Source organism: Scardovia inopinata JCM 12537, assembly GCF_001042695.1.
GTDB lineage: Bacteria > Actinomycetota > Actinomycetes > Actinomycetales > Bifidobacteriaceae > Scardovia > Scardovia inopinata.
Window position 1 is genome coordinate 1,478,895 of the sequence record NZ_AP012334.1, and the last position, 20,047, is coordinate 1,498,941.

Annotated in this window: 13 protein-coding genes and 1 pseudogene; 7 read left to right on the forward strand and 7 right to left on the reverse strand. The window is 44.5% G+C overall.

Translation table 11 applies throughout. The features are described 5' to 3' along the window. The first annotated feature begins 54 nt into the window (after positions 1-54). The gene (locus SCIP_RS06070) at positions 55-1,098 is read left to right on the forward strand and encodes a LacI family DNA-binding transcriptional regulator (RefSeq protein WP_006293602.1); all 1,044 of its coding nucleotides are present in this window, start codon (positions 55-57) and stop codon (positions 1,096-1,098) included. Between the two features lie 180 nt (positions 1,099-1,278). Here the strand turns inward: SCIP_RS06070 and SCIP_RS06075 are convergent, their stop codons facing one another. Then, positions 1,279-2,142 carry an IS982 family transposase gene (locus SCIP_RS06075; RefSeq protein ID WP_048349279.1) on the reverse strand — a complete coding sequence of 288 codons (864 nt, stop codon included), beginning with the start codon at positions 2,140-2,142 and terminating at the stop codon, positions 1,279-1,281. 122 nt (positions 2,143-2,264) lie between these two features. Here SCIP_RS06075 and SCIP_RS06080 point away from each other — a divergent pair, with 122 nt between their 5' ends. From SCIP_RS06080 to SCIP_RS06105, 6 genes and pseudogenes are all read left to right on the forward strand, one after another. Continuing rightward, positions 2,265-3,467 (forward strand): alpha/beta hydrolase family protein, encoded by a 1,203-nt coding sequence (locus SCIP_RS06080; RefSeq protein WP_006293599.1) that lies wholly within the window; start codon positions 2,265-2,267, stop codon positions 3,465-3,467. A 96-nt stretch (positions 3,468-3,563) separates the two neighbouring features. After that, a pseudogene (locus tag SCIP_RS06085) lies at positions 3,564-4,136 on the forward strand (IS982 family transposase); the annotation flags it as partial. Between the two features lie 47 nt (positions 4,137-4,183). Beyond that, positions 4,184-4,720: a hypothetical protein gene (locus tag SCIP_RS07565; RefSeq protein WP_006293596.1), complete on the forward strand. Its 537-nt coding sequence runs from the start codon at positions 4,184-4,186 to the stop codon at positions 4,718-4,720. A gap of 612 nt (positions 4,721-5,332) precedes the next feature. Continuing rightward, positions 5,333-7,912 (forward strand): GH36-type glycosyl hydrolase domain-containing protein, encoded by a 2,580-nt coding sequence (locus SCIP_RS06095; protein WP_006293595.1) that lies wholly within the window; start codon positions 5,333-5,335, stop codon positions 7,910-7,912. Positions 7,913-7,949: 37 nt separating this feature from the next. Next, complete coding sequence (locus tag SCIP_RS06100) at positions 7,950-8,771, forward strand: alpha/beta hydrolase (RefSeq protein WP_006293594.1); 822 nt, start codon at positions 7,950-7,952, stop codon at positions 8,769-8,771. 53 nt (positions 8,772-8,824) lie between these two features. Then, a complete protein-coding gene (locus tag SCIP_RS06105; protein ID WP_006293593.1) occupies positions 8,825-9,622 on the forward strand; it encodes a TetR/AcrR family transcriptional regulator in 798 nt (265 codons plus the stop codon). A gap of 80 nt (positions 9,623-9,702) precedes the next feature. On the opposite strand, the gene SCIP_RS06110 is transcribed toward SCIP_RS06105, so the two are convergent. Genes SCIP_RS06110 through SCIP_RS06135 form a run of 6 tightly spaced genes read right to left on the reverse strand, consistent with a single transcriptional unit; the run spans position 9,703 to position 19,920 of the window. Continuing rightward, a complete protein-coding gene (locus SCIP_RS06110; protein ID WP_006293592.1) occupies positions 9,703-11,877 on the reverse strand; it encodes a beta-galactosidase in 2,175 nt (724 codons plus the stop codon). Positions 11,878-11,887: 10 nt separating this feature from the next. Continuing rightward, positions 11,888-13,444, reverse strand: coding sequence for a glycoside hydrolase family 43 protein (locus tag SCIP_RS06115; protein ID WP_040591287.1), 1,557 nt, complete (start codon positions 13,442-13,444; stop codon positions 11,888-11,890). A 5-nt stretch (positions 13,445-13,449) separates the two neighbouring features. Continuing rightward, positions 13,450-15,528, reverse strand: coding sequence for an alpha-xylosidase (gene yicI / locus SCIP_RS06120; RefSeq protein ID WP_006293589.1), 2,079 nt, complete (start codon positions 15,526-15,528; stop codon positions 13,450-13,452). Between the two features lie 23 nt (positions 15,529-15,551). After that, a complete protein-coding gene (locus SCIP_RS06125) occupies positions 15,552-17,723 on the reverse strand; it encodes a glycoside hydrolase family 3 C-terminal domain-containing protein (RefSeq protein WP_231851921.1) in 2,172 nt (723 codons plus the stop codon). 38 nt (positions 17,724-17,761) lie between these two features. Further along, positions 17,762-19,252 carry an alpha-L-fucosidase gene (locus SCIP_RS06130; protein WP_006293587.1) on the reverse strand — a complete coding sequence of 497 codons (1,491 nt, stop codon included), beginning with the start codon at positions 19,250-19,252 and terminating at the stop codon, positions 17,762-17,764. Beyond that, the gene (locus SCIP_RS06135; protein WP_006293586.1) at positions 19,249-19,920 is read right to left on the reverse strand and encodes an SGNH/GDSL hydrolase family protein; all 672 of its coding nucleotides are present in this window, start codon (positions 19,918-19,920) and stop codon (positions 19,249-19,251) included. The genes SCIP_RS06130 and SCIP_RS06135 overlap by 4 nt, the downstream gene beginning before the upstream one ends. Positions 19,921-20,047: the final 127 nt, after the last annotated feature.

Sequence of the window (20,047 nt, forward strand, 5' to 3'; positions counted from 1 at the left end):
CACATCATATTCTGAACTGCAAACCTTTTCATTTCCTGTATTAGAATATAAAGGGTGACACATCATAAAACAACGGCCAGCGACGTAGCCCGCAAAGCTCACGTCTCGGTCTCCACCGTTTCCAGAGCTTTTTCCCGACCTGACCAAGTTTCCGAAGCCACCAGGAACAAAATCCTGGCCATAGCTGACGATCTGAATTTTTCTATCTCTCGTGCAGCCGGCAATCTTAAATCAGGCAAATCGCACAGGATCGCCCTCCTGGTGGGTGATGAAAAGATTGAGTGGTTCACGGCCTGTGTTTTCGAAGGACTTAACCACGTTCTTGCTCCCGAAGGTTATGATCTCATTTCCTATCCCATGAATGACAGCGAAAATCGAAACCTCTTTTTTGATAATCTTCCCGTTCGCAACAACACCGATGCTGTCATCGTGTCTTCTTTTGCTATTCGCAATAATGAAATTGAACGACTGCAAACGGCGGGGGTTCCCCTGATAGGCATTAACGTCCCCACACATCAGGGATTTTCTGCAACTGTAGGAACCAATGATGATACCGGCGTCAAGCTGGTTGTTCATCATCTTGCTTCTTTAGGGCACAGAAAAATCCTGTATATTTATCAAACTTTTCAATCGGATCTCAAATTCAGTTCGCAAAAACGTCTGAAAGTTTTTCAACGGGAATGCAGCAAATTAAAAACTGTTACCGGAGTCGTCGAGGCCTTCAACCCTCCTACTACATCCTGTGATGCCATCCTGACTGGTCTTCTGGCCCAAGATGATGCCCCAACAGCCGTCTTTCTGCATCAGGATTCCCAGGCAATCCCCTTCTTTTTCCGGGCCAGGGAGTGCGGCCTGGAGATTCCTCACGACTTGTCTATTATTGGTTATGATGACAGCACTTTTGCCGGTGAAGTGGGACTGACAACAATCCATCAGGACCCCCGGATTATGGCCCAGGAAGCAGCACGAAAAACCCTGGATCTTATCAACCGGCAGCCCCTGCAGAAGCCCTACGAAGAGTTCCCGGTTGAACTGACCGTCCGCAGCTCAACCGGAGCACCCAGGAAAAAATCACTGTACGCACGCTACGATGGGTGACCCTTGCTAGGGGCAAAGACTGCAAACCCCTCTACCCCATGACCTTGATCACGCCCGCCGAACAAACTATTTGCAGCGTTTACCTTTTCACGCCAATTTTCGCAATCATTGCGTCTTGCTCTCAAATACTTCACTCCTGCTAGAGTAAAAGATACAATTATATACTTTATACTCGTGGTGCTAGTTAATTTCAAAATATCTTAAATTATAAGCTAATACGATTTGCTCTATCCTCAATTGCAATCCTGTTTTTCCTCTAGCTAGTGTTTGTTCCATATCGAAAAGCGTACAAAGTTCTGAAAAACGTGTCTCAATAGTCCTTCTCATAGCCATTAGTTTCCAATGATTATGTTGCTTAGCCCCCGCCATATTTTGACGTAAGGGAGTCCAAAGATGATAACCTTTTTGCTCCAAATGATCTCTAAGCTCACGACTAAGATAGCCCAAATCGGCCAAAATGTAAGAGTGATGGCAGTTTTCTAATAAGTCCTCAACGGCTCTACTATCGTGCACAGATGCTGGTGTTACAACGTAGTTCAGAATATAGCCTGACAAAGTGACCAGCATATGTACTTTGACCCCATAGAACCATAAGCGTTTGGAAGCATTATAACCAATGTCTGCCCATCCATCAAAAATACGAGCTCTATAATTACGGACAGGTTGACAAAGTGGTAAGGGAAAACTGTCTATGATAACAATGGTATCTAGAGAAATTCGAGTATTCATTGCTTGTCTAATGATTTGGACTAACCAAATCAGCTGTCGTGCCCGCCGATTAAAACGACTTCTTTCAAGGAGACGACCACAAGGAAAGAGTTGACAGATACGATAGAAATGACGTTGTGACTTAATGCCTAGTTCAGCTTGCAAGAGAAGCAAGACTAATAGAGAGTGGTCTGAAACTTTAGATAGACTAATATTGCGACGATGTTTGAAAGGTTCAGGGCAATAATCACGATACAGCTGATAACAAAGTTTTGATAATTGTTTGATATTCCATTGTAAGTGATGGGATTTAGCGGTATACTGTAAGTGGCTCATTTGAACGTCCTCTCTGTTTGTTTGGTCACTTACAGTATAGTCCTTTTGGGCTTTTTATGGTATTTTGAAATTAACTAGCACCACGGGTATCAATTCAAAAAAAGAAAGAGCGGAGGTAAAACATGAAAGAAAGCGAAGTTATCCTAAAGCGGCAGTCAACTAGATTATTTTTTAAAAATGGTGATACAGATTTTTTCTTTAATTGGTTACTAGGAATTGGCGAAGTGTTTGGTTTTTCACATGGGGAGCTTTATTACCTCGCACAACGGCTAGGGAAATCTCCAAAACCAAGTACTTGGAAAAAGGTATTTCTATCTCATGCAGACTACCTTGCACAAAAGCTAGGTAATCCAGATTTAAGCAAACAAAGTAAAGCCCAATATTACCTAGCACAAACCTATTCTATTCGTTCGGCTATCCAATTTATTAATCCCTTTTCCGAGGAGTATCTTCCCACTGTTCAACGGATGGAAGAATCTTTTAAGAAAGCAACTTATTCATTAAAAGCACCTATTGAGGAGTTAACTATTCACTATCAAGAATCCTACTTACCCGGTTATTACCTCCATAGTGGTGATGATTGTCCAACACTAATTATGATTGGTGGTGGGGATACGTATCGGGAAGATCTGTTTTATTTTGCAGGATACCCTGGATGGAAACGAGGCTATAATGTTTTAATGATTGATCTCCCAGGTCAAGGCTCTAATCCAAGTAGAGAACTCACTTTTGATGTGAATGCTGCTACTCCAATTTCACTATGTATTGATTGGTTAGAAAACAAGAATCCTAAATTGAATCATTTAGCTATTTATGGTGTTAGCGGAGGTGGCTATTTCACTGCACAAGCTGTTGAACAGGATACAAGAATTCAGGCATGGATTGCTAGCACCCCAATTTATGATATTGCCGAACTATTTAAAAAAGAGTTTGGATCCAGTTTAAAAACTTCTAGTTGGTTAATGAATGCTATTTTAAAACTGGTTGGAAATTTAAATGAGTCTGCCGATTTAAATCTTCAAAAATATGCGTGGCAATTTGGAACTACTGATTTTAAAAAAGCTATTGATGAGGTTTTTAAGGGGGCAAAGGTTGTAAATTATCACAAAGTTCAGTGTCCCTGTTTATTTATCATGGGAGAAGGAGAGAGTGCAGAATTACAACGTCAAGCAAAGGTAGTTTACGAAGCCGTTAAATCCAAAAATTCCCATACTAGACTTCAGATATTTGAAGCTGAAAGTGGAGCGGATGCCCATTGCCAAGTCAACAATTTGAGACTTGTCCATAATGTAGTTTTTGACTGGTTAAACACTATATTTGAATAAAGTAATAAAGTAAATATACTCGTGGTGCCAGTTAATCTCAAAATACCATAAAAAGCCCAAAAGGACTATACTGTAAGTGCCTAAACAAACAGGAGGTTAGTCCAAATCATTAGACAAGCAATGAATACTCGAATTTCTCTAGATACCATTGTTATCATAGACAGTTTTCCCTTACCACTTTGTCAACCTGTCCGTAATTATAGAGCTCGTATTTTTGATGGATGGGCAGACATTGGTTATAATGCTTCCAAACGCTTATGGTTCTATGGGGTCAAAGTACATATGCTGGTCACTTTGTCAGGCTATATTCTGAACTACGTTGTAACACCAGCATCTGTGCACGATAGTAGAGCCGTTGAGGACTTATTAGAAAACTGCCATCACTCTTACATTTTGGCCGATTTGGGCTATCTTAGTCGTGAGCTTAGAGATCATTTGGAGCAAAAAGGTTATCATCTTTGGACTCCCTTACGTCAAAATATGGCGGGGGCTAAGCAACATAATCATTGGAAACTAATGGCTATGAGAAGGACTATTGAGACACGTTTTTCAGAACTTTGTACGCTTTTCGATATGGAACAAACACTAGCTAGAGGAAAAACAGGATTGCAATTGAGGATAGAGCAAATCGTATTAGCTTATAATTTAAGATATTTTGAAATTAACTAGCACCACGAGTACTTTATTTAGTCTTTATTGCTGGAGGGGGGGGTGGTATGCAGGTGGATTTTCAGCAGGTTCTCTCCCAACTACGAGAAGAAAACCGGACCATAGAGGCGAGTAATCCTATTCTTAGTGATGGTGGAGCGGTTACTTTCACTTTCATTGACCTTCCCTATGACTCTACACCGCAAGATGCTTCCCACCCTGATCGCTCAGAATTCCTCACCGACAAACGGCAAACAGCAGACCTCAAAAAAAACAATCACAGCGTTATCCACGACCAAGACCATCTCTTCCACTACCTCATACACGTCACCTACAACACTTTCATGAAAGACATGAACACTATCCTGTCACTCACTAGCGGACACACCCAAAACTTCCTCAACTGGTTCAAGCGTAAAGCAGACCTAGTCTATAAGCATGATGTCGCTGACGCAGACGGAACCACCCACCACAAAGGAGAACCTGTGGCTGACTTGACAATTAGAAATTTTGATTTTCTCCGACAAACCCACTCACGAGCATTCCGTGATTATCAGCTTCGTTCCCAATATTTAGCAGAACAGAAAAGACAGAATAATAAATAACATAATTATAAATAACTTATAGCAACACTCTGGATTTCCCGTCCAATCACCTGTTACCAGAGAGAAAGCAGCACAAATTCCCAGATAGACCATGATTCTCTGAGGCGAAGTTGCAAGTTTCAGTCCCCTTGCTGCAATAAACAATGGAAATAACCCCTAATAACAGTCAAAATAAATCCATAAATTTACAACATTGTAATCACACAATATGTCAAGCCTCTATCGTTGATCAGATCGACTGATTTTGTGCCCATATGGAGCCTTGTGCTCACTAATTGCTATGCTGCTGACACCCACTCCGTGAAGAGGAAAAGTGGACTGCCTGATCACCAGGAAAGAGCTAACTTTGCGGAAAACATACTCCCCCTCGCCTATCTATTTCCAGTATATCTAGGGTATCACATGTCTGTCCATGACAATTTCTTATTTATAAAGTCATAAATAAGAGATATCCTTATTGAGAAACAGATTAGCTCTATTCTTCGCACTGTTGACATATAACGACACTAAACAGACAATAAGCTAAGATACGAGCAATCTTGTAAAGAAAACTCCAAACTTCTTACTCATCTCGACAGCCGCAATGCAGCGGATGAAAGGAAAAAGAATATTATGCGATACGGGCACTTTGATGATAACGCCAGAGAATATGTTATCGACACTCCTACAACTCCGCTCCCCTGGATCAATTATCTTGGAAATGAAAATTTTTTCTCTCTTATTTCGAATACCGGGGGAGGGTATTCATTTTATAAGGATGCCAAGCTACGACGCATTACACGTTACCGGTATAATGGGGTACCCGCTGACAACGGAGCCCGCAGCTACTATATCAGTCTTATGAAAGACGACTGTCCGGATGATGAATATGCGGAGCCGATTGAAACTTGGTCTCCGACTTTCCTCCCCGCTAAAAATACTTTAGATACTTACCGGTGCCGTCACGGTCTTGGATATTCAGTGTTTGAAACAACAAAAAAAGGAATCAGCAGTAGTCTGACAGTTTTCGTTCCCCAAGGTGCGGACGCCGAGATCAATTTCCTGACAATTACGAATACCGAAAACTCCACTCGAACAATTGATATTACAGCAGCGGTTGAATGGTGTCTGTGGAACGCAGCAGATGATTCCACCAACTACCAGCGCAATCTGTCTACGGGAGAAGTAGAGATAGAAAAAACTCCAGGATCTACATTTCTCTTCCACAAGACAGAATACAAAGAACGTCGTAATCATTACTCTTTCTTTGCTTCAAACCAGAATGACATAGGATTTGACACTGACCGAGATTCTTTCCTGGGCAAATTCAATGGCTGGGATAGCCCCCAAACTATTAAAACGGGAAAATCCACGAATTCTGTCGCTCATGGATGGGCTCCTATTGCAGCACATCATGTCCGCCTCAAGCTGGGACCAGGGCAAAAAGAAAATCTGGTCTTTTTATTAGGTTATATTGAACTGGAACAAGACGAAAAGTGGGAAGATCCTGATGATCCACGTAAAGTTGGAATTATCAATAAAATACCTGCTCATGATCTTTTCCACAAGTTTGATACGGAAGAAAAAGTTATCAAAGCATTACAGCAGCTCAAGGACTACTGGACCAACCTTCTCACTACTTTTCACCTTCATTCAGGCGATGCACAATTGGATAGAATGGTGAATGTTTGGCATCAATACCAATGCATGGTGACTTTTAACATGTCGCGTTCAGCCTCTTATTTTGAATCTGGCGTTGGCCGCGGAATGGGATTCAGAGACTCCAACCAGGACATCCTGGGATTCGTCCATCTTATCCCCGAACGAGCCCGAGAGAGAATAATTGACATCGCATCGACCCAACTCGCCGATGGATCTGCCTGGCATCAATACCAGCCTCTAACCAAAAAAGGCAATGCCGATATTGGAGGAGGCTTCAATGATGACCCTCTTTGGCTGGTTGCCTCTACTTATGCTTATCTTGCGGAAACCGGTGACAGCAGTATTTTGTCTACTCCTACCCCTTTCAACAACCAGAAAGGAAGCCAGGTCAGTCTCTTGGAACATCTCAGACGATCAATCCACTTCACTCTATCTCACAGAGGACCACATGGATTACCTCTCATCGGAAGAGCCGACTGGAATGATTGCCTCAATCTCAACTGCTTTTCTTCTCAGCCGGGAGAAAGTTTCCAGACTGTGGAAAACAAAGATAGTAGTATTGCTGAAAGCGTCTTTATTGCTGGTATGTTCGTCTTATATGGAAATCAGTATCTGGATATTATTCAAACTTATCTATTAAACAGGAGCACATCTCTAAAGCATTTACCAAGTGGCTGGGATCAAGCACTTGCAAACAAAGAGGTACGGGAAGTGGGCCACGCTATTGATGAGATGAAGACGGCAATTGAGACCTCAGGCTGGGATGGAGACTGGTTCCTGAGAGCTTACGATGCTCAGTCTCATCCGGTTGGATCGCACTTGAATAAGGAAGGCCAAATTTTCATTGAGCCTCAGGGGATGTGCGTCATGGCAGGCATAGGTATTGAAAATGGAAAGGCGACTCAAGCTCTTAGTTCTGTATCCAATAAATTAACCAGTGAATGGGGAACTGCCATGCTGAAACCTGCGTACACGACTTATCACATTGAACTAGGAGAAATCAGCACCTATCCTTGCGGATATAAAGAGAATGGTGGAATCTTCTGCCATAATAACCCTTGGATATCCATTGCAAATGCACTTATCGGCAGAGATGCCGAAGCTTTTGCTGTCTACAAGAACAACTGCCCGGCCTATCTGGAAGATAAATCAGATATTCGCAAGGTCGAGCCATATGTTTACTGTCAAATGGTTGCCGGGCCAGAGTCTTTTTGCCCCGGAGAGGGCAAAAATAGCTGGCTGACTGGAGCTGCGGCCTGGAATTTTCTGAATGTTTCTCAGTACTTATTGGGAATTCGACCAACTTTGCATGGTTTAACTATCGATCCTCATCTGCCTGAATCATTTACATCTATATCTATCAACAGAACCTACCAAGGCCATATGTACAAAATCAACTTAAAACGAACAGGAAGCCGAAGCCTAAAAATCAACGGACAGAAGATACGAGGAAATACTATCCCTCTCTTTCCAACACTGTCTGAGTTTATGGCCCAGTCAGATTCTTCTCTACAAGCAAATTCTTCTCTTATGGTAGAAGCAACGTTCTAGCGTTAAATTAATAGAGCTTATATAGATTGAATGCACCATGCACTATATACACGAAAAAATTACAGGTATTGATAATACTCAAGCCGATTTATATGGATATGTTCTTGATAACAGCCCCGAAATCGACATGAACAGACATCGGCCGGCAATTCTCATTCTTCCCGGTGGAGGCTATGAAATGACATCTGACAGGGAAGCAGAACCTATTGCTATTCAATTTGCAGCAGCCGGATACCAAGCATTTGTTCTGCGATATTCTGTTTATCCTTCGATCTATCCCACTTCCCTACTTCAAGTGGCAGATTCACTTGCTCTGATTCGGCGTAATGCCCAGATCTGGCACCTCAATCCAGATCACGTAGCTCTCATGGGTTTTTCAGCAGGAGGGCATCTTGCTGCTACCTTGGCTACATCTTCGGGCAACGAGGCTATCAGAGAGCACGCTCGAGATAACATCCAGGTAAAACCTAATGCCCTTCTTCTAGGATACCCAGTTATTACAACTGGCGCTCTAACTCATCAGGAAAGTATTAATCACCTCTTAGGTGCTCAGAAAACAAATAATCATCTGCTGGATATGCTCTCTATTGAAAAACATGTCGATTCAAACACACCACCAATCTTTGTCTGGCATACCATGCCTGACGACACTGTTCCAGTAGAAAACACACTCAGCCTGATTCAGGCTTGCAAAAAGGCAGGAGCAAGCATCGAAGCACATTTATTCCCCGCTGGGGGACATGGTCTCGCTTTGGGAACAGAAGAGACAGCTTGGGGAGGGCAGGGTCCTCTGGTTCCTGCTATCCAGATCTGGCCACACTTGGCAATTGACTGGCTGAATCGCACTTTTGAATCGTAAAAATCTTACCGCCTTGTTACCGTAGAGATGAATCTAGCAAAGGATTATTAGAAGTGGTAATCAGCGCTTGGCAGCCTTTTTTTGAAACATCAGCAGGAAAAGTAACAGACCCATCACTCATAGAAACAGTAAAGCCTCGCAAAATTCGTTCTTCCTCGACAAGAACGAAACGCAAAAGGATGAGCCCCAGCGAAAGACGTAAAAGAATCATCCAGGGAACCTTAAAAGTCGTTGCCCAAAAGGGTTTTTGGGGAATGTCCCTCCAAGATGTTGCGGATGAGGCAGGAATCACTGAAGCTGGGTTGTATCACTATATCAATACCAAGGATGATCTTCTGGAGATGCTGCTAACCGAAGCATACGATACCCCAGAAGCAGATAGATTCAATGCCCAGTCAGCATCAGCTACAGACTCCTGCGGTCACACCTCTTTTTACTACCCACGCTACTGTCTGAACATCGTCATGTACAACACTAAAAGAGCCCAGATGGTTCAACTTTTCTCGACCTTGATGGGTGAAGCTTTGAATCCTCAGCATCCTGCCCATACTTATTTTATAAATCGTCACCAGAAATACTGGAAGTTAATAAAAACTATGACCTGGGCTTTGCCGGAAGGTTATACAGAGCGCAAATTCTATGATTTGTATACCCTGGCAATGTCCGCAATGGATGGTCTTCAGTATCGGTGGCTGGCTGACAGCTCCATCAGTTTACTGGATGAATGGGCCCGATTCAGTGATCTTATCTTTCCTGAAAGCGAATGGAAAGGCTGTCTTGATCCCAGCGAATTTTCCCCGGATCAGGGCTGTCTAGACAGTACAAGCCTTCACTTTGCTTCTGAAGAGTAAAAGTAGTTTTCTTCAGCTGGTCTAAGCCAGCTGAAGATACTTTCTGCTTAACAGATCTCTGTTTCACGCAGATTCCTGCCTCACTTCTGTGACGATAAGATCATCACCTGAAAGGGATCTAGATGTATGTCGCCCTGCTTATGGTTCTCATACCGGAAGTCTGATCTGCCAGAAGCATACTGACCAACACCAGAGGCTTGATGACCAGTATCACAGGCTTGCTGGCCAGAATCAGGTTCTGCCCCGGCAGTCAGTATTTTGTATCCTTTTATCAGGTCCCCAGATATCGAATTACTGTGATCACTGGTATTAATGACAAACAGGATATCCTCTCCCGTCTTGTCATGATACCTATGAGAAATCTCTATTCCAGGGCAGGAAGACAGGTATGGCAGCTGCAGACGGTCAGCAATACCTTTTACAAAAGCATATGCTGAAGAGTCATCCAAAGCGGTGCCGACATAGTAAGCAGTTCCCTGTCCATATTTATTCTCAGTAACTGCAGGTGTTCCGGTATAAAAAGTGGTTCCTCCGTAAGCTGCCAGGCTCTGCGCAGTTTCTAGCTTAATGAGCGAGGCAACAGTTTTTCCTTTCCCGCTTTGCGGGAACTTGTCAGACGTACTCACCACAGCAACAGCCTCATCGGGAGCAAAAGCTTCCATTTCTTCAGCCCATATACCGGTCAGTCTCCTCAGGGGACCCGGATAACCGCCTGGTATTACCAGATCATCCTCATTGTGAATGCCAGACATATACGAGGTAATAAAAGTTCCCCCCTGGCTCACATATTCTTCTATAGCCTCAGATACTCCCGGCTTCACCATTATTAAGCACGGGGCCAGAATCAGATCATACTTCTCCAAAGCTGATAGATCAGCCATACTGGGAATTATATCTGCCGATAGATTCAGCCGGTAAAGAGTCTTATAAAAACGATGCACCTCCTGAGGATAAGACAAGCCTGACGTTGGCCCTACGCAGGCTTCCAGAGACCAGTAATTGTCCCAGTCAAACATCACCGCAACACGGGAATGATTGACAGAACCGCTGATTACCGGGCTGATTCTGCCGACCTCGTCTCCCAGGCTGGCTATCTGCTTAAAAGTACGCGACTGATTCGTGCCATCATGCCCAATAACGGCACCATGGAAACGCTCACAGCCGCCCAAAGACTGTTTCAGCTGAAAAAATTGGACGCTATTCGCCCCATGGGCCACAGCTTGCCAGCTTAGAGCTCTAACCTCACCAGGTTTTTTCACTCTGCAGAAGGGAAACCAGTTTTGCTGATTGGGGGTTTGTTCCATTAAGAGAAAGGGCTTGCCTGCAGATACTCCCCTCATCAAGTCATGGCACATGGCCGTGTAGCTGGGCTCCATATCTGCTCCGGGATAATTGTCCCAGCTGACCAGATCCATCTGTGGCCCCCAGCTGAAGTAATCCAAGTCCTTGAATGATCCCATTAAGTTGGTGGTAACAGGGGTATAAGAATCAAACTGTCGGATTGCCTCCTTTTCTCCTAAAAAGCACGCGAGCTGAGAATCATTCTGAAAGCGCCTATATTCAATCAGCAGGCTGGAAATAACGCTTTTATCGCCACTTATCCCATCCCCATATGAAACCGGAGGAATAATCTGTTCCCAGTCAGTGATTGTATGACTCCAAAAGTTCATACCCCACCGACGATTGAGCTCTTCCAGACTATGATATTTCTTTTTTAACCATGTCCGAAAGGCTCGAGCACAGGTTTCGCAGTAGCAAATGCTACCGCCTCCTCCATATTCGTTGCCTACATGCCATGCTTTCAAACCAGAAATCGTTCCATATCGCTGTGATAAAAGCCCTGCCAATTGTGAAGATAAACGTCGGAAATCAGGATTGTTGGGGCAGAAATTATGCCTTCCTCCAAAAACATGCCGCCTGCCTGTGACATCAGTAAGCAATATATTTGGATATTGATTAACTAACCAAGCCGGCAAAGCAGCAGTTGATGTTGCCATGATGATAGAAAAATGATGTTTTATCAAGAGGCCAACAATCTTGTCGAGCATGGTGAAATTATAAGAATTCTCCCGGCTCTGCAATAGTGCCCAGGAAAAAATATTGATTGTTGCCTCGTTGATATGGGCTTCCTCAAGCATCCGAAGATCATTTTCCCATGTTTCCTCCGGCCACTGTTCGGGATTCCAATCTCCCCCGAAAAGGAAGCCCTTCTCATCTGTGAGAGGGTTGCAAACCTCATTATTTTTTTGATACATCTAATATTCCTTACTCAATTGTGTATGAAATGTTCTTAAATTCTGCTGTACCTTTTCCATGAGCAAAAAGCCCCAGGACTGTTCCCGTAAAGCCTCCGGCGTGGGAAAAGGAAAGGACACGGCCAGGGACAAATCCCAGGTCCTTCAATCCGGTAAGTGTGTCTCCGGCAAAAAAATCAAAGCCTCTATCATTTCCCTTTACGGTGAAGTTAAGCGGAGTATGTCCGGAAACTAAGCAGGATCCCACCAAGGAGATCAGCCCGTCCTGATGGACAAGGAGACGAATATCCCTGGTGTTTCTACCCTGCCGGGAGCCCTGGGGAGCCGAGGCAGAAAGCTCAACATAAAAATGAGAATTTGCATACAGAACCAGTCCGGCCCTCAGCAGATTGCCAGACGTGTCTCCTTGCAGCCTATCCAAATCCTGCCAGATAGTGTTCAAAGTAGCTGACCACGAAAATCGAGGATTTGTTTGTCTGAAACCAATCAGAGGGGGCCCGGCTGCCAAAGAGAAATCCTGGTTAATCGCATGAATTACAGCATTATAGATATTGTTTCTGCCGCCGTCCTGGTCCCCAAAGCCGCAGAGGCACACCTGATACCGGTGCTGTGAATCAATACCAGGAGTAACCCAGTCCGTCCTCTCTTCCAGAGCCTGCCCATCCCCGTTGAATGAGCAAGTATAGGATTGGTCTGAACAGTCAGGCCACCCGTTTTTCCAGGTAATCCAGGTCGCATAAGGCTCTCTGCCAATCCAGCCCTGAGCAGGATATTCATCGTTGTTGCGGGTCCCATGAAAAACCATAAGAGTTCTGTCAGAATCAAAATCAGCAAAATCACAGTGACCAATGGCCTGAAGTGTCAGATGCGTACTCCTGTTAGTGATGAGGGGATTACCGGGGTAAAACTCATAAGGCCCCCAGGGGCTGGTAGAACGGGCAATATTTTCCATATGACCAGATTCAGTACCCCCTTCAGCCCAAACCAGGTAATACATTCCCTCACGCTTATACATATGCGGTCCTTCAGGATTAGACCCCGTTATTCCCGAACAAATTCTCAGGCGGGCCGAAAGAATCTTACCCGTATGAATATCCAGACGAGACAAGTAGATACCTGCCTCTTCTTCCCTGCCCGACTCATTCCCGCAGATATAAACCGTACCATCATCATCAAAAAATAAGCTGGGATCAATGCCTGGCCAATCTTCAATCCACAGGGGCTGAGACCAGGGGCCCTTCGGGTTGTCAGCTATTAGGATCATGGTACCTTTGTTCACATTGGTCGCAATAAGGTAATAGGTTCCCCGGTAGCATCTTATTGTTGGGGCAAAAATCCCCTGACTATTCCCCATAGCCTCATAGGGGAACTGGTCAGGCCGTGTTAAAGCAGCACCTACATAAGTCCAGTGAACACCATCACAACTGATATGGAGTCCCAAACCGGGAAAATATTCAAACGAACTTGATACTGCCAGATAGGATCCATCAACCATAGTACAGACTGATGGATCCGGGTAGAAACCAGAAGCCATCCGATGAACGGGCACACAATTAAAGAGGGTCATGACTCTTACTTCTGCTCCCTTTCAACCTGGCCGCAGGAGGACTGACTGTCACTGCAGGGATTCGTCCCAGGACGGGCCAGAAGAGGCAAAGTATGATAGTCGAATTGCTGCTTGTGCCATTTTCCAGGTTCGTATTCCTGGCCTGTAAGAATATTCCTCCAGGGCTTGCCGGCCTGATTCCCGCCAGCATCAGGCACATAGAAATCTGCAGTCCCATCCTTCCGGAAAACAGGAGCAACCAGCAGGTCATCCCCCAACATGTACTGGGTGTCTATATCTTCGCAGGAATGGTCATCTGGAAATTCCAGAACCATGGCCCTCATCATGGGAACTCCTGATTCGTGAGTTTCCTGAGCCATTCTTTTCAGATAAGGCAGAAGAGACAGTTTGAGCTTAGTGAATTCCCGGGTAACTTCCACAGCTTCTTCCCCATAAAGCCAGGGAACTTTATATTCAGTGGAACCGTGATACCGTGAATGAGAAGAAAGAAGTCCAAATTGAGTCCATCGCTTGTATAAATCCGGGCTCGGGCGGTCTTCAAAACCAGCAATATCATGACTCCAGTACCCAAATCCACTCATGCCAAAAGACAAACCAGCCCGCAAGGACTCTGCCATCGAAGGATAATTCGAAGAACAGTCACCGCCCCAGTGGACAGGAAACTTCTGTCCCCCAACGGTAGCAGACCGGGCAAAGACAATGGCTTGATCTGCTCCTCTTTCCTGAGCAACAAGATCATAGACAGCTTTATTATACAAGTAAGCATAATAGTTATGCATTTCTTTCGGATCGGATCCGTCATAATAGGCCACATCATCTGTGGGGATTCTCTCCCCAAAATCTGTCTTAAAGCAGTCAACCCCCTGCTTCATAAGATTTCTCAGCTTGTTCTGATACCAGGTCACTGCAGCAGGATTTGTAAAATCAACAATTGTCATTCCGGCCTGCCACTTATCCCATTGCCAGATTTTCCCATTCTTACGATGAATAAAGTACCCCTTCTTTGCCCCCTCAATAAACAGAGGAGATTTCTGAGCAATATAAGGGTTAATCCAGACACAGACCTTGATCCCCCGTTTATGAAGATCAGACAGCATTTTTTGCGGATTGGGGAACTTGTCTCTGTCCCATTCAAAATTGCACCACTCAAGTTCTTTCATCCAACGGCAGTCAAAATGGAAGACAGACAACGGTATTCCTCTGTCACTCATCCCATCAACAAACCTCATAACTGTTTTTTGATCATAATCTGTTGTAAAAGAAGTGGACAGCCACAGACCATAGCTCCAGTCAGGAAGGAGAGGGGGTTTGCCTGTCAAATCTGTATATGTATTCAGAATCTCCTTGAGATTACCGCCTCCAATGACTGAATATGTCATCTCCTGGCCAGGCAAGGAGAACTGTATCCGGGACACTTTTTCTGATCCAATTTCAAAACTGACATCACCGGGACTGTCAACAAAAAGACCATAGTTTCGGTTGCTCAGATAAAAGGGAATATTTTTATAGGCCTGATCTGTGCCTGTTCCCCCATCCCGATTCCAGATTTCTACACTCTGCCCGTTTTTAACAAAGTTGGTAAACCGTTCCCCTAAGCCGTAGATTTTTTCGCCGACCCCTAAATCAAGCTGTTCAGACACATGAAGAACTCCCTGAGGATCAGTGATAAGTGCTTTGGCACGCCAGCCTGAATGTGCCACCAGGGTGCCATCATAGCGGTAAGAAAAATCAATAGTATCGCCTGAGGCAATGGTTAGGCTCAGTTTCCCGGAAGTAAAAGTCCAGCCGGAGTCATTTTCTGTAATGATAACTGCAGGATGGGTGTCGTTAAGACTAAAGGCAGGATGAGACCGCCGGTCTTCCCTGAAATTAATCAATCTGGTCGTAATAATATTTGGCCGGGGACTAGTGACTTCAATAGTCAGAATGCCTCCGTCAAGGGTCTGCCCAGGATGATGAATGGGTTCAGTAAAAGGACAATATAGTGTCAGTTTCCCTTCTTCGAGTGAAGCTTCGTATACATTGGCTGCGTACTTGACACTGTACCCTTCTTTGACCAGCCAATCACCGTCAAGAAATTTCATGACTACTCCTTTGTACTTGTTTACTACTTAATTTCCGCTGACAGCCTAATATCCTGTACTGATTCACCCACGAATACCGAAGCTTCAGGGGCAATTTCATATCGACCTGACTTTAGGCTCCAGTAACGTAAAGCCTGATTCTTGGACAATACCAGGTGGATATCCTGCCGCTGTCCAGGTCTCAGATAGATTTTAGTGAATTTCTTCAATTCTTTCTCTGGCCGGTCTTCACCTGTAGCCCTTAAGGACAGGTACACCTGGGGAAGTGCAAAACCTGCCATTTCCCCTGTATTAGTCACGCTGAAAGTAAGGTCTGCTGCCCTACTGTCAGTACTCACATCCAAATCAGAATACTCAAAGTGTGTATAAGTCAAACCGTGCCCAAAACAGAAGCGGACTGGAACATGATTACTCTCATAATATCTATATCCTACATAAATATCTTCAGAATAAGCTACCTGTCTTTTTTCCCCGAACGTTCCTATGGAGACAGCCGGGCAGTCCTGAGTTTCCAGGGGGAAAGTTTCAGGCAGATGCCCGCTAGGATTTATTCGTCCTAAAAGCACTTCGGCAAGAGCTGTTCCTGCTTCGCAGCCGCCGTACCAGCTCCAGACAATAGCATGGGCTTTATCCTCCCAGGGCATTGCAACAGGAGATCCTCCGACAAAAGCGAGTATCGTTCGAGAATTGACTTCCAACAGCCGCTCAATAAGAGCATCCTGTCCGTATGGCAGATTCATAGACTTCCTGTCTACGCCTTCACAGTCATAATCATGATCTAATCCGCCAATAAAAAGCACATGACTACATTTTGCTGCCTGTGCTACCGCCTCATCTGCAAGCTGCCGGGAAGCAAGCGATGATCCAGTTGCTAAATCTTGCCCAGCCGTACCATCATTCAGACTCTCTGCCTGCCATGACTGATCTTGCCGGTGAGATTCTCCGACCTCGTAACCTGGCAGATAGGTGACTTCAGTCTGACCTCCTAAAAGACCGCATAAACCTAGCAAAGGCGAAACCTCATATAGACTCTTGATTTCCGCGCTGCCGCCTCCCTGAGAATGTGTCCTATCGGCATTGGCACCAATGACCAGAAGACGATCAATTTGGTTAGGTTTAAGGGGCAGCAAAGAATTATTATTTTTTAGAAGGATGATAGATTCTCTTGCGATATCCAACGCTGCCATACGATGCTCCGGCGTAGAATACGAACCGACTTTCCTCACAGGTTCACACATATCTGTCCTCCTATCAGAATTAGCAGAAGGAAGCATATGCAGAGCATCCATGAGACAAAGAATATGAAAAACTTTTTTATCAACAGTTTCCCGAGGGATTTTCCCGGTTTCAATTGCCTTCTTTAGGGGCCGAGCAAACTTATAATCGTCAAAATTACTGCTGACAGACATCTCAATGTCAAGGCTCACTTCAGCACTTTCTTTTGTACGAAAAACACCACCCCAATCAGAGATTACGACCCCGTTAAAACCCCATTCTTCACGCAGAATATTGTCAAGCAGAGTGACTGATTCACAGCAACGTTCTCCATTTACCAAATTGTAAGCCCCCATAAGACTTAAAACTCCCCCGTCTCTTACTGCTGTTTTGAAAACAGGCAGATAGATTTCTCGTAAAGCTCGCTCGCTGATAGACTCATCAACCATCAGCCTGTCAGTTTCCTGGCTATTCGCGGCGAAATGTTTGATACAGGCAGCAACATCCGATTCCTGTACACCCTTGATATAAGGAAGACTCATCTGCTCAGTCAGATAAGGATCTTCCGACAGGTATTCAAAATTCCGTCCACTCAAAGGGCATCGTTTAATATTTACGCTGGGTCCCAATATTATATCTTTTCCTCTTCCCCTAGCCTCTTGTCCCAAGACTTGCCCCTGCTTAAAAGCAAGGTTCGGATTCCAGGTGGATGCAAGTGCACTGCCGCAAGGCAAATATGTAGCACAATCTCGATCCCTATAAATACCTTCCCACGCTTCTTGTGAAAATTCCTGTCTCACTCCCATGGGCCCATCACTCATTTTTAAAGGCGGAATACCCATGCGAAGTACTCCCTTTGTTTGGAAAAGACCGTTTCCATGAATCATGTCGATTTTTTCATCTAATGTAAGCTGAGTAAGAAGCTTTGCGGCAGTTTGCCGATTTTTATCAGTAATAACAGTCATATCATTTTCTTTCACACATTACACATACTATTGAATAAACAGAGAAAAAAGAATCACTCTAGGGTGATCTTGAATCCTAAAGGGATGTCTGACCCTAGCCGATTCAAAGCACCGGTACTTACTGAGTAGTGAGGCTTTATGATCATACCTTCATCTCGGCGATCATAAGCAACAGACCCGAATCCCAGCTGTTCTACTTTCTTAACAATACCGTGAAATACCGATCGGCGACTGTCACGATGGCGGGAAAAAGCAGTAACTGTGAGAAATTCTTTACCTTGAGGATTCAGGCAGAAAGCATAGACAGCTCCGTCTCGGGCAGTAAACCTAAAGTCTTGAGAGGACCATTCCTGTCTACTCTGATCAGAGAAAGCGCCTGACATGGGAACGGTCGGCCCCTCCTGAGCAATTTTCCAAGTCTTAGTATTATAAATTCCTTCCCCATTTATCCGGAGCCACGCTCCTATCCCTGCCAATAAATCTTGATCTTGCTCAGCTATTGTTCCATCTGCCTTAGGGCCAACGTTCAGAAGCATATTGCCATTCTTGCTGACAGTATCAATCAGAATAGAGAGCAACTCAGAAAGGCTTTTGTAGTCCAAATTATTGGTATAGGACCACGAATTACGGGCAACAGATGTGTCAGTTTGCCACACAAATGGCTGAGAGATATTCATTCCACCACGTTCAACATCAACGATTCCGCTACCCCAGGCCATGCTATCATCCTTGTAACAAATCGACACCGGATGCCCCCACTCAACAGACCGGTTATAATAAAATGCCGCTAATTTCTTGATATATGGCTTAAAAGCCTCATGCTGAATCCACCAGTCAAAATAGAGAAGTTCCGGGTAATAATTATCTATTATCTCGCAGACCCTCAAAAGCCAATCATTAAGGAATTCTTCGCTCGGATAGGGGCGACTCCACCAATCAAATTGGTCCTCGGGCTCTGGTTGTGCTGGCCAATAGAAATCGCCTCTTTTCTGACCCGGGCCAATATCAGAATGAATATTTCGACCATTTCCCATAAACCACCAGTGTTCAGCTCGATGATTCGATGTAGCAAAATGAAGACCGTGGGTTAGGGTGGATTTCCGAAGCTCTCCTAAAAGATCGCGATGTGGTCCCATATGATATGCATTCCAAACAGAAAGGTCACTTTTATACATTTGGAAGCCATCATGGTGTTCACTGACCGGAAAATAGTAGCGAGCTCCACAATCGTGAAAAATGTCTAACCATTGATCAGGATCAAACTTCTCTGCAGTAAAAAGCGGAATAAAATCCTTATAACCAAAATTGTACTGCTTGCCGAAAGTCTTCTGATGATATCTGAATTCAGGGTGGTCTTTAATATACATATTACGTGGGTACCACTCATTCCGATACGCAGGGATGGAATAGAGACCCCAATGAGTGAAGATGCCAAATTTAGCCTTGGGAAACCAATCAGGAGTCTGTGCATTGCTCAGGGATTCCCAATTGTCTGAATAAGGTCCACGAGATACTGTTGCATCAATAGTGTCTAAATTAATCAAGAGACCTCTCCTTCCCAGCTGTATCCAACAGTTTTTAACCATGCTCGGGCGATGATCATTGCTCCACGTTCTGTAGGATGAATTCGATCGGGACTGGCTGTATAGGGATGCTGTCTCTTCAGATAGGTGTCAATAGCTGTCTGTGTATCTACATACAGTGCTGAGTAGCGTCGAGCCAGCTGCTTACAAACGTGTGCATACTGGGACAGTTTTAGGCGAAAAGGTTCCTGTTCCCAGGGTTCAAAAATTGCTGGCCCCATGATGATGAATCCTCTCAAATCAGGCAAATCCTTGCGGCTCTTCTTCAGAAGGTTATTATAAATGGCTGCAAATTCTTCCAGATCGCTCTTTGTTTTCTCACGATATGGCCAGTCGAACCGTGGAAGTACATCATTAACCCCCACCATGATGGAAATATAATCCGGATGTACCTTCTCAATATCCTCTTCCCATCGTTCAGATAGAAGCTGAATATCATCCCCACTGACCCCTTTATTAATTGTAATCAATGACAGCTGAGGATAGGTGGCGCATAAAAGATTATGAATATGGTTGACATATCCATTTCCAAAGCCCCATCCTCCTGGTATTGCTGAGTAGTCACGCCCAGAATCTGTCACAGAATCACCAGCAAAAACAATACGCGATTGTTGAGGAAAAATAAGCATGAACAACCACTGCTACCTTGCAATAAGTGGTGGTTGTACCCCGCCTTATCATTTCCCGGACAGGGTACAGCCACCGCAGAAGCATCTAGCTCTGCAGACGCTTCTGCCACTTTTTGTTCTCTATATT